Source organism: Congzhengia sp. (genome assembly GCF_037235575.1).
GTDB lineage: Bacteria > Bacillota > Clostridia > UBA1381 > UBA9506 > Congzhengia > Congzhengia minquanensis.
This window is the reverse complement of record NZ_JAXUNN010000038.1, coordinates 159,617-170,997: the sequence shown is the minus strand read 5'-3', so window position 1 is coordinate 170,997 and position 11,381 is coordinate 159,617. Positions and strand designations below refer to the sequence as shown.

The 11,381-nt window shown below is 44.6% G+C and carries 12 protein-coding genes, 1 tRNA gene, 1 riboswitch and 1 other annotated feature (1 of these 15 cut by a window edge); of the genes, 9 read left to right on the top strand and 4 right to left on the bottom strand.

What is annotated here, in order from left to right; translation table 11 throughout:
- Positions 1 to 6: 6 nt before the first annotated feature.
- Positions 7 to 201: a hypothetical protein gene (locus WIG73_RS09560; protein ID WP_337400323.1), complete on the bottom strand. Its 195-nt coding sequence runs from the start codon at positions 199 to 201 to the stop codon at positions 7 to 9.
- A 54-nt stretch (positions 202 to 255) separates the two neighbouring features.
- Complete coding sequence (locus WIG73_RS09555) at positions 256 to 459, bottom strand: helix-turn-helix transcriptional regulator (protein WP_337400322.1); 204 nt, start codon at positions 457 to 459, stop codon at positions 256 to 258.
- A gap of 179 nt (positions 460 to 638) precedes the next feature.
- On the opposite strand from WIG73_RS09555, the gene WIG73_RS09550 reads away from it, so the two are divergent.
- The 4 genes from WIG73_RS09550 (at position 639) to WIG73_RS09535 (ending at position 3,768) form a co-directional block, all read left to right on the top strand.
- The gene (locus tag WIG73_RS09550) at positions 639 to 1,100 is read left to right on the top strand and encodes a helix-turn-helix transcriptional regulator (protein WP_337400321.1); all 462 of its coding nucleotides are present in this window, start codon (positions 639 to 641) and stop codon (positions 1,098 to 1,100) included.
- A gap of 116 nt (positions 1,101 to 1,216) precedes the next feature.
- Positions 1,217 to 2,122 carry an ImmA/IrrE family metallo-endopeptidase gene (locus tag WIG73_RS09545; protein ID WP_337400320.1) on the top strand — a complete coding sequence of 302 codons (906 nt, stop codon included), beginning with the start codon at positions 1,217 to 1,219 and terminating at the stop codon, positions 2,120 to 2,122.
- 21 nt (positions 2,123 to 2,143) lie between these two features.
- A complete protein-coding gene (locus tag WIG73_RS09540; RefSeq protein ID WP_337400319.1) occupies positions 2,144 to 2,494 on the top strand; it encodes a zinc ribbon domain-containing protein in 351 nt (116 codons plus the stop codon).
- 152 nt (positions 2,495 to 2,646) lie between these two features.
- Entirely contained in the window at positions 2,647 to 3,768 is a 1,122-nt protein-coding gene (locus WIG73_RS09535; protein ID WP_337400318.1) for a site-specific integrase, read from the top strand.
- Positions 3,769 to 3,821: 53 nt separating this feature from the next.
- On the opposite strand, the gene WIG73_RS09530 is transcribed toward WIG73_RS09535, so the two are convergent.
- A tRNA-Ser gene (locus tag WIG73_RS09530) sits at positions 3,822 to 3,913 on the bottom strand.
- A 160-nt stretch (positions 3,914 to 4,073) separates the two neighbouring features.
- Positions 4,074 to 4,157, top strand: a riboswitch (ZMP/ZTP riboswitch).
- 46 nt (positions 4,158 to 4,203) lie between these two features.
- Here WIG73_RS09530 and pflB point away from each other — a divergent pair.
- From pflB to WIG73_RS09505, 5 genes are all read left to right on the top strand, one after another.
- The gene (gene pflB, locus WIG73_RS09525; RefSeq protein WP_337400317.1) at positions 4,204 to 6,432 is read left to right on the top strand and encodes a formate C-acetyltransferase; all 2,229 of its coding nucleotides are present in this window, start codon (positions 4,204 to 4,206) and stop codon (positions 6,430 to 6,432) included.
- A 16-nt stretch (positions 6,433 to 6,448) separates the two neighbouring features.
- Complete coding sequence (gene pflA, locus WIG73_RS09520) at positions 6,449 to 7,156, top strand: pyruvate formate-lyase-activating protein (protein ID WP_337400316.1); 708 nt, start codon at positions 6,449 to 6,451, stop codon at positions 7,154 to 7,156.
- Positions 7,157 to 7,268: 112 nt separating this feature from the next.
- Positions 7,269 to 8,489 (top strand): hypothetical protein, encoded by a 1,221-nt coding sequence (locus WIG73_RS09515; protein WP_337400315.1) that lies wholly within the window; start codon positions 7,269 to 7,271, stop codon positions 8,487 to 8,489.
- A complete protein-coding gene (locus WIG73_RS09510) occupies positions 8,486 to 9,064 on the top strand; it encodes an acyltransferase (RefSeq protein ID WP_337400314.1) in 579 nt (192 codons plus the stop codon). The genes WIG73_RS09515 and WIG73_RS09510 overlap by 4 nt, the downstream gene beginning before the upstream one ends.
- Before the next feature lie 3 nt (positions 9,065 to 9,067).
- Complete coding sequence (locus WIG73_RS09505; RefSeq protein WP_337400313.1) at positions 9,068 to 9,508, top strand: GNAT family N-acetyltransferase; 441 nt, start codon at positions 9,068 to 9,070, stop codon at positions 9,506 to 9,508.
- Positions 9,509 to 9,542: 34 nt separating this feature from the next.
- Here WIG73_RS09505 and WIG73_RS09500 read toward each other — a convergent pair whose 3' ends face one another.
- Positions 9,543 to 11,195, bottom strand: a complete 1,653-nt coding sequence (locus WIG73_RS09500; protein WP_337400312.1) for an AMP-binding protein — start codon at positions 11,193 to 11,195, stop codon at positions 9,543 to 9,545.
- Between the two features lie 54 nt (positions 11,196 to 11,249).
- Positions 11,250 to 11,381 (bottom strand) — a binding site (T-box leader); it runs 141 nt beyond the window's last position.

The following is an 11,381-nucleotide window of genomic DNA, read 5'->3' as shown; positions in this document are numbered from 1 at the left end:
AATAACTTATTGTGAGTAACCATCGGTTAATATATCAATTATTGGTTTAAAATTTTGTATTTGATTTAAAGTATCAATCAATGACTGAAAGTTCTCATTATGAGGACTTTCAGTTTGTAATACGCGAACCATCGTGCAACACTCATCAACAAGTTCTTCCAAATCTGCTATATTTGTTATTCTCTCTGAAATATATTCCACATTCCTCACCTCCTGCGGTTGGGTTCATAAATCAAGTCGCACTTATGCAATATTTTATACAAAAAAAATACTATTAATTTCGTCCCCTGTCAATTCTAATGCGTTTGAAATCATTTTAACCTCTCTAATGGAAAAGCCTGGGGAATTTGAACGTGTTTTTCTGTAAAAAGTGCTTTTATCAATACCGATAGTTTTAGAGAGTGTTGAAATGTTATAATTTTTTTCCGCTATTTTTCTTTTAAGTTTTGGTACATTCATTTTTTTCACCTTCTCAGCTAAAGTTGCATGTGTGCCACATCATTATTATTGCACACATGCAACAATATGTCAAGTAAAAATTTTCAAAAAGTTGCACAAATGCAATAGTGTTTTTTTGGTGATTTTTGTAGTTGCATTTTTGCAAAATATATGTTAGACTATCTTTGAGGTGATTTGTAGTGACAACGGGTCAAAGGATTAAACAGCGTCGATTAGAACTTCGCATGACGGTTGATGAACTTGCTGATAAGGTTGGCAAGAACCGTACAACTATATATAGATACGAGAGCGACTGGATTGATGATTTACCGTCTAGCGTACTAAAACCACTGGCGAAAGCCCTCCAAACAACACCTTCCAATCTTATGGGTTGGGAGCCTGACCCATCATCAGAAGAAAGCAACAAGTCACCAGTTAGTTCTTTTTTGGCAAAGAAAAGAGCAATAGCAGATATTAAAAGTAGCGCAACAAACACCTACACGATACACGGCTCACAGGGAAAAGGGTCAGTCGTGAAATCGTCAATCCCAAAGGATAAAGGTGTTTTAGCATATAATGAAAAAATCTATGAATTAACACAAGCTGAGTTTACAGCTCTTGAAGGCGTAATTAAAGCAATGAGAAACGAAATTAGAGATTAAAAATTAAATAATCTAAATTATGACATTTTAGTGTTTGCCAATTATCGACAAGCAACGACATCTTTTGCTATAATAATTTTAGATTTTTAAAATTATTTAAGGGGGAAATTTGCTTTATGGAAAACATTAAAATGTTGTCGTACAGGTTTTTATTGGAGGCTCAATTTAAGGAATTAAACATACCAATTGAGCAGTTGGAGACTGTACTCGAAAAACAGGACATTATCTTAGTTGCTTATTCGGCGGCTGAATCTATTCAGGGAGCGATTCCGGCTGATGTATGGCCTGAGGTTTTGGAGGGTATGAGGCAGAATGACGGGATTTCCGTAGTCTGTGATGATTTCACGGCTATCCTATATTCCGACGATTTAAGCTATGGAAAAAAGCTACATACCATTTACCATGAGTTAGGACACATAAAAGCAAAGCATAAACGTTCCGGCAAAGTAAGGTTTGCGGAAAATGAAGAGCAGGAGCGTGAAGCTGAGGCGTTTGCATATTACACTGTGGCGCCGCCATGCATTTTGCACGAAATCGGCGGAATGTCAGATTGTGTCTTGGCACGTCTTACTGGACTGGACAGCAAGTCAGCAGCAGAAGCATACCGTTTGCTGGAGGAAGATAGACAAGGCCGACTGCTTGCGATAGAAAAGCAACTTATTTTACAATACAGCGGATATATAAAGTCCAATCAGGCGGGAGAGCGCCAAATCCCACAATTGATATCAATGTTTGGCCTTACCGCAATCGTTGTAGTTTGCACTTTGTTTGTATTTTACCTAAATAGCAAATCAGATGTGCCGGATATTATAACGATACCAATCACCGAAGTGACAGAGGCAGAGCCTGTTGTCTCCCCAAAGGTCACAGTAAAGGAATTAGAGCAAATCGTCTGGAAAGCAGAATCGGGCGACGTGTATCACACCGACCCTAATTGCTATCATATACCAAAAACAGCCGTTACTATGTACCTTGATGAAGCCATCGCTGCCGGGTACCGTAAGTGTAAGGATTGTGAATAACTACAAAATAGGGGGATTATGATGAACGAGGAACAAAAAAGATTTTGTAAATACTGCGGAGCTGAAATTACTCAATCTACAAAAATTTGTAAAAATTGCGGTTCTATAATCAGTAAGGAACAAGGTTCAAAAATATTAGATTACCTTAATTCTGATGTTGGGAGCGGTACAAAACTATTTTCAAAAATGACGAAATGTAAAACTTGCGGAGCTGATATAGCGAAAACAGCTAACGCTTGTCCCCACTGTGGCGCAAAAACACCAAATCAAATAGTAAATGACGCTGCATGTGGCTGTCTGGTTGCTCCTTTCTTCATAGTTGCTATAATTATAATTGCAACAATATTTGGCGTTATCTCGCTTTTAAAATAAAACCAAAAGTAAAAAAGCCCCCGCGCCTATTGCAGTAGGCACAAGGGCATGGATAAGAGTGCATAATGATATACACCCAAAAGCTTATTTATAGTATATCATATACACTCTTATTAGTCAAACCTATTTTTTAATAAGGAGTGTATTTTTTTATGCCTATTTACAAAATGGACGGCAAAAAGGACGGACAACAGAAATATCGTGTGCGCATAAACTATGTAGACAACATGGGCAAAAACAGACAAATAGACCGCGTTGCATATGGAAACGCAGAAGCTAAGTTTCTGGAAGCAAAATTAATGAAAGAGGTTAAAGATAGCGTCCCGGCTTCCCGCTATACCGTTGGGCTACTTTTTGAGGAATACATAGAAGCCAAAAAACATGAAGTAAGAGAAACATCTCTTGATAAATCCAAAAGGAATATTGAAAGATATATACTCCCATATGTTGAAAACGTAAAAATTGATAAACTGAATAACGTCGTAATCCAGAACTGGAAAACGACAATGAATAATTTAGGGTTAGGAATTAAAACACGTCAAAATATTTTTGGAGAATTCCGGGCCATGATGAATTACGCTGTCAGAATGGAATATATTATTAAAAACCCTTTAGTTTCCGCCGGAAATTTTAAAGATGCATATGATATAAGCAGCCATGAGGACAAGCTGCGTTATTATACGCCAGAGCAGTTTAAAAAATACATTGAATGCGCACGCAAAAATGCTGTCAGTTTAATTGATTGGGGTTATTATGTATTCTTTAATATCGCATTTTATACAGGCATGAGAAAGGGCGAAATAAACGCCTTAAAGTGGACTGATATTGAAGAAGATAAAATACATGTCCGCAGGAGTATTGCACAAAAATTGAAAGGCGGCGACCGTGAAACTCCGCCGAAAAACAAATCCTCATATAGGGTGCTGCAAATGCCTACCCCACTTATTAAGATATTAGACGAACACAAAGCACGTCAGAAACAGTTTAAAGGTTTCAGTGAAGATTTAAGAGTGTGTGGCGGAATCAAATGTCTGCGCGATTCGAGCATATCAAATAAAAACATTCAGTTTGCCAAAGACGCTGGACTTGAAACAATTCGCATACATGATTTCCGTCACTCTCATGCTTCGTTATTGGCAAATGAGGGAATTAACATTCAGGAAATTGCCCGCCGTCTGGGACATTCAAACATTGAAATCACATGGAACACATATTCACACCTGTATCCCCGCGAAGAAGAAAGAGCGGTCGCTGTTTTAAACAAAATCGTGTAAAAAACGTGTATAAACAAAAATAAACCGCTTAACAAAGCGGTTTATCAATATTATGGCGGAGAGGGAGGGATTCGAACCCTCGGAACGCTATTAACGTTCACACGATTTCCAATCGTGCGCCTTAGGCCAGCTCAGCCACCTCTCCATGTGCTTTAATCACACAAAAAATATTATAGCAAACCTTTGTGAAAATGTCAAGAAAAATTTGTTGGGTTTCTCTTTGTTTTTGTACATGTATTTGCAAAAATCTTTTGTCTATCTCTTGACAAAGCACAATATATATGGTATCATAATTTTTGTAATACAAGTTTTTGTGTGACTGACGGATGAGTGGAGTTTACCACGGGGAGCACAAAAGTAAAAAATAGCCGACCGTCTGGGCAGATTCACATTTTGTGAGTCTGTTTTTTTTACTTAAAAAAAGGAGGAACAAACATGATTCAAGCATGGAGGGATTTTCAATCCGGAAACTGGCAAGACACCATTGACGTGCGTGATTTTATCCAGAAAAACTATTCACCTTATGCAGGCGGAGCAGACTTTTTATCAGGCCCCACAGACAGAACGAAAAAATTAAACGAAAAATTAAATAACTTACTCGCAAAAGAACGGGAAAAAGGCGGCGTTTTAGATGTAGACACAGAAACCGTGTCGTCTTTAGACACGTTCCCCGCAGGCTATCTTGATAAGCAAAACGAATTGATTGTAGGTCTTCAGACCGACGCTCCCCTAAAGCGCGCGGTGAATCCGTTCGGTGGAATTCGCATGTCCCGCGAGGCCTGTAAAAGCTATGGCTATGAGCTTTCCGATAAAATTGAAACTGAGTTTCAATATAGAACCACCCACAACGACGGTGTGTTTCGCGTGTACACCGACGAAATGCGCCGGGCAAGAAAAAGCGGCGTAATCACAGGCCTTCCCGACGCCTATGGCCGCGGCAGAATTATCGGCGACTACCGCAGGGTGGCGCTTTACGGCGTTGACCGTTTAATTTCAGAAAAAGAAAAGGATAACAACCTTTTGGCGCAAAAAGATATGACGGAAGACACCATTAAACTGCGGGAGGAAGTTTTCCGCCAGATTGACTTTTTAAAACGTTTAAAAACCATGGCCGCCTCCTATGGGTTTGACATCAGCCGTCCTGCTGAAACTGCAAAAGAGGCCATTCAGTGGCTCTATTTCGGATACTTAGGCGCCATTAAAGAACAAAACGGCGCTGCAATGTCCCTGGGCAGAACAAGCACCTTTTTAGATATTTACATAGAACGGGATTTAAACAACGGCTCTCTAACCGAAGAACAGGCCCAGGAACTGATGGACGATTTTGTTATGAAACTGCGCATGGCAAGGCACTTAAGAACCCCCGCCTATAACGAGCTGTTCGGCGGCGATCCCATGTGGATTACCGAAGGCTTGGGCGGCATGGGGGAAGACGGCAGAACGCTGGTAACCAAAAACAGCTTTCGCATGTTAAACACCCTGTTTAACTTAGGCCCGTCGGCAGAACCAAACCTGACGGTTTTATGGTCAAACAGCCAGCCCGAAGGGTTTTCAAAATTCTGCGCAAAGGTGTCTGTGAAAACCAATTCCATTCAATATGAAAACGACGACGTAATGCGTCCCATTTATGGCGATGACTACGCCATTGCCTGCTGTGTTTCCGCCATGAAAGTGGGCAAGCAGATGCAGTTTTTTGGGGCGCGGTGCAACCTGCCAAAGCTGCTGCTTTTAAGCTTAAACGGAGGAACAGACCCCATGAGCGGCATTTCCTTAGGGCCGAAAGAAGACGTTTACCCTGAGGAATTCTTAGACTATGATAAAGTAATGGAGCGGTTCCGCCGCTACCGCGCATGGCTGTGCAGGCTTTATGTCAACACCATGAACGTCATTCACTGCATGCACGACAAATATGCCTACGAAAAAATTCAAATGGCCCTGCACGACACCGATGTGGAACGTTTTATGGCCTTTGGCGTTGCCGGTCTGTCTGTTTTGGCAGACTCGCTGAGCGCCATTCAATATGCAAAGGTGCGCCCGATTCGAAATGAAGACGGCTATATTGTAGACTTTGAAACTACCGGCGATTTTCCCAAGTTTGGAAATGACGACGACCGCGTAGATTTCATTGCAAAACAAATGGTGGAAGAAACCATTTCCGAGCTGCGCAAAACCCCGGCCTACCGCGGGGCAATTCACACCCTTTCTGTGCTCACCATCACGTCTAACGTGGTGTATGGCAAAAAAACCGCCGCAACGCCTGACGGCAGAAAAAGCGGCGAACCGTTCGCCCCCGGCGCGAACCCTATGCACAACCGGGAAACCAACGGCGCATTGGCCTCGTTAAACTCTGTGGCCAAGCTGCCCTATGAAGCATGCCGCGACGGAATCTCCAACACCTTTTCCATTGTGCCCGACTCGCTGGGCAAAACCGATGAGGAACGCTACGGCAACCTGGTTTCCATTTTAAAGGGATATTTTGCAAAACGCGCCCACCACATTAACGTAAATGTAATGACAAAGGAACAGCTGATGGAAGCTTATCACGACCCGTCGGCCTATCCAAACCTAACCATTCGCGTTTCGGGCTACGCTGTAAACTTCCACAAGCTTTCCCGGGAACAGCAAAAAGAAGTGATCAGCCGCACGTTCCACATGTCGTTGTAACTTACGGAGGCAAGCTATGACCGGAAAAATTCACAGCTTTCAGTCCCTCGGCACGTTAGACGGGCCGGGAGTGCGGTTTGTGGTATTTTTGCACGGCTGCAATCTGCACTGCGGCTATTGCCACAATATTGACGTGTGCCGGGGAGATTGTAACGAGTTCACCCCGGAGGAGATTTTAGAAAAAATTTTAAGGTATAAAGACTATTTTGGGCTTGAAGGGGGCGTTACGGTTTCCGGCGGCGAGCCGCTTTTACAGGCTGAATTTGTGACAGCGCTATTAAAACTGTGCAAGAAAAACGGAATTCACACCGCACTGGATACCTCGGGCAGCATTTTAACCGATGGGGCATTAAAACTCCTTGACTTCTGCGACTTGGTGCTTTTAGACATAAAAATGACCGACGACCACTCTTACCGCACCCACATCGGCTGCGGAATGAACGCCCCCCTTTCATTTTTAGATGAGCTTGAAAAACGGCAAATTCCCTGCTGGGTCCGTCACGTGGTAGTCAGCGGCTTAAACGACACAGCAGAAAATATTTTGCGGTTAAAATCGCTCCTTTCAGACAAAACCTGCGTTCAAAAGGTTGAACTTTTGCCATTCCGCAAACTGTGCGCGCAAAAGTATGAAACCATGGGAATTCCTTTTCCCTTTGCTTCATATCATCAGCCGGAAACAGACACAATGAAAAAATTAAATCAAGTTTTAAACGGCGGCAAGTAGTTGTCCGCCGTTTTCGCAAGATAATAAAAATTTTAGACAATATTTCGATATAATTTTAAAAATCGGTTGAATATAATGAAGTTATGAAATCAATGAAAGCGTGGGGATTGATATGCTTTACAGGGAAATGAAACGGCGGGTAACGTTAGACAAGTGGAGCGTGCACAGTTATTATACGCTGAATCCATATGCGCCGGACGGCTCCGGCAGGCTGCTTTTTGCAGCGGCAGACTTTAAAACGGAAACGGGCAAGGTTTATATTGCCGATAACGATGGCAAAGTTGTGGACAGCTTCGGCGAAAACAAATATTCGTCCAGCTTTTTCCACACGGGTTTTTGGCAGACCTGGAGTCCCGACTGCCGGTTTGTATATTACCAGAGCGGTACAAACACCGTGCCGTATATTGTGCGCAGAGAGCTTTCCACCGGACTGGAAACACGCGTAGCAGGCGACATGGAGGGCGCCCCGACTGACGGCGGCCCAATTGTTTCGGGCTTTATGGGAATGTTGTATGCCGCAGGCTACGGCACGCTGGAATATCATCCGGAGGACGCGCCCTTTCCCTTTCAGGCGCGGAATGAGCACGGCCTGTTTCAATATGACATGGACAAGGGCACCAGAAAGCTGATCTTATCGGTGAATGATGTGTTAAACAGCCACGTTCACAAAAACCGACTTTTGGAAACCGACCGGGAAATGAAACAGATCTACGGCCAGAACGACGGGCTTACCCTAATGTGTTACTGTCTGCGCTGGAACCGCCAGGGAGACAAATGTTTGTTTTACTTCGGCAACCACACGGTGAAAAACGTCCGGCGCGAGCCGCGCATTGGCTATGTGTTCACTGCAAACCGCGATTTTACAGAACTTCATATGGCGGTGGATTTAAGCTACAATCGCCCCGGTGTTCATTGGGGCTGGCACCCGGACGGGAAGCATCTTTTGGGATATGGCCCGGTGCCCGGCGACGAAACGAAAATGTGTCTTGCCATGGTAAACTATGACGGCACAGGCTACACAAAAATCAGCAAAGTCCAAACCGGCGGACACCCGTCCATCAGCCCGGCAGATTATAATTTGATTGTGACCGACAGCCGCAAAACGCCCGACGGACAGGGACAGCTTTTGTTTATTGACAAAAGAAGCGACGAAATAAAAAAATGTTATCACATCCCTTGTAAAAACCGTGAGGCGGTGCCCCCAGGCCGCAACCGCCATTTTATCTGCCACCACCCTGTGTTTAACGCCGACGGCTCAAAGCTTTTGTTTAACGTGATGTGCGGTGAAAACTCCCAGCTTTATGAGCTTGACATGGGGAGCGTGGAACTATGAGCATTTGGACCTGGCTGGACGGCGGCGTGTCATACCAGCAGAACAAAACAAGAGGTCAGAAAATAAGCTGCTGGTTTGGGCGGCGTTTGGCCCTGCGCCACAAAAATGTGACGGTTCACAAAACCTGCCGCATCAGCCCCGAAAGCAGAATAAACCCAAAAGGCGACACAATTTCCATTGGCGCCGGCACCTCGGTTTCTTACAACACGGCAATTCAGGGGGACGTTTCCATTGGCTGCGGAAGCTCGGTGAATGCCAACTGCACCATTGTGGGATATGGCAAAGAGGGACAGGTAACCATTGGCAGCAACGTGCGTATTGCCGCAAACGCCATGATGATTGCAGGGAACCACGTGTTTGACGATGTAAACACACCCATCTGCAAGCAGGGAATTCGGCCCGCTCCCATTACCATTCATGACGACGTGTGGATTGCAGGCAGAGTGAATATCACCGCAGGCGTCACAATTGGAAAAGGCGCTGTCATTGCTGCCGGCGCGGTTGTGACAAAAGATGTTCCGCCTTACAGCGTGGCGGCAGGCGTGCCTGCAAAAGTGATAAAAATGAGGATTTAAGATATGGTCACGCTTCGAGAATTTTCAGATTCGGATATTCCTGTTCTACAAAAAGAATATCCAGATATGACGCAATGCGACATTCGTAGAATGATTGCCGAATGGAGGACAAAGACGTTCAATGGGCAATATTTCGAACTTCTTGCAATAGACTCAGGAGGCCAGGCTGTTGGATTGATCAGTCTGCGCGAACAGACAGAAAACATTGTTCACTGCGGCATAAAGATATTTCCTCCTTTCCGGCGCAGGGGTTTTGCTTATCAGGCTTATTTGGCTGCTCTCAGTCATGCGAAACAACTGGGCTTTCAAGCTGCGCGGGCACAGGTTCGGACGGATAATTATGCCAGCATACAACTTCATAAAAAGGTTGGGTTTCAAATTGACCAAAAACTTATAAATTCAAAAGGAAACGAAGTTTATTCCCTTTCCAAATTAATTACATAAAAACACGGCACTTTAAAAGTGCCGTGTTTTTTGATTAATCAATGCTTTCTGCCAGCTTTTTTAAGTCCTTCCGCATAATTTTTCCCGATGTTGTCTTGGGGATATCGTGAAAATATTTTACCACGCGGGGATATTTATAGGGCGCGGTATTCTTTTTAACGTGCGTCTGAAGCTCTTTTGTCAGCTCAGCCGACGGGGCAAATCCATCGTGCAGAACAATAATGGCACAAATTAACTGGCCGCGGATTTCGTCCGGCACGCCAACAATTGCGCTTTCCTTAACCGCAGGATGGGTGTTTAACACGCTTTCAATTTCATAGGGCCCTATGCGGTAGCCTGAGGATTTAATCATATCGTCGTTGCGGCAGACATAGTAGAAGTAGCCGTCTGTGTCCTTATAGGCAATGTCACCGGTGTGGTAAACGCCGCCCTGCAAGGGCTGGAATTGCTCCTTGTTTAAAGAATATTTTGACAGAAGCCCCACCTGTTTTTCTGCCGGAATGATAACAATTTCGCCCTCCTCGCCGGCATCGCAATATCCGCCGTCTGCGGCTAAAATTCTTACATCGTAAAGGGGCGACGGCCTGCCCATGGAGCCGGGGCGTACCTCCAGCCATTCAAAAGTGCAGCAGATGGGCGAGCCTTCACTCTGGCCAAACCCAACGTGAATGTCCTGCCCTGTTATGTTTTTCCATTCCCTGTTCACTTCGTCAGACAGCGGCTCCCCCGCCGTTGCAAACCATGTAACAGATTCAAACTGCTTCGCCTCAATTCCGTGATGCAGCATCAAACGGTACATGGTGGGCGGCACGCAGATCGTGGTGGGTCTGTGTTTCTGAATGGTTTCTAAAAAGTGCCCTGCATCGAACCGAATGGGGTCGTAGCCAAAAATTGCCGTTCCGCAAATCCACTGTCCGTAGATGTTGCCCCAACCGAATTTTGCCCAGCCGCTGTCCGCCTGGGTTAAGTGCAGGCCGTTGTTTAACACGCGCTGCATATATTTTGCCGTGGTGATGTGGCCTAAGGGGTATGTGCGGTTGTGAATGGCCATTTTCGGATATCCCGACGTGCCGGAGGTAAAATAAATTACCATTTCGTCGTCGTTCGTTCTGTTCACCGGCTGGTCGTATAAATCAAAATTCGGATATTCGCTGTTAAAATCGTGATAATCGGAAACTGGATTGTCGCCGACAATCAGAATATGCTTTAAGGTTTCACATTTATCATAAAGCGGCGCAATCTGTGCGCGGACAAACTCATCGTCAATGGCGATAAGCATTTTTGCCTCGGCGCTTTCAATGCGATAAGAGATGTCCTTTGTGGTGAGCTGAATCGAGGCAGGCACCAGCACCGCTCCCATTCTGTGCAGGGCCACGGCAATAATCCAATATTCCCATCTGCGGCGCAGCAGGGTAATTACACGGTCTCCCGGCCCAATGCCCAATGATACAAAATATTGTGCCATGCGCTTAGAACGCTCCGAAACCTCGGTGAACGTAAACGTACGTTCAAAACCATTGTCGTCACAGTAAACAAGGGCTTTCTTTTCCGGTTCGAGCTGTGCCCATTGATCTACAATATCCCGTGCAAAATCGAAGTTTTCCGGCACGTTGATTTTGAATTTTTCCGCAAACTCCTCATAGCTGGAAAAGGATGTTTGCGGCATGTAATTGTCTAAAAGCTCCATATGTATAATCTCCTTCACAAGTGAAATTCCAATAAAAAAAGTCATTCATCCTTTCATTAGGACGAATGACTCGTGATACCACCTAATTTCGTATAGAAGCGTTACAACTATACCTCAACCGACACAGCAAACAAACGCGATGCCGCTTTCCCTTTTTACGGCGGAAACTGTTCCGTCGGAGCCTAA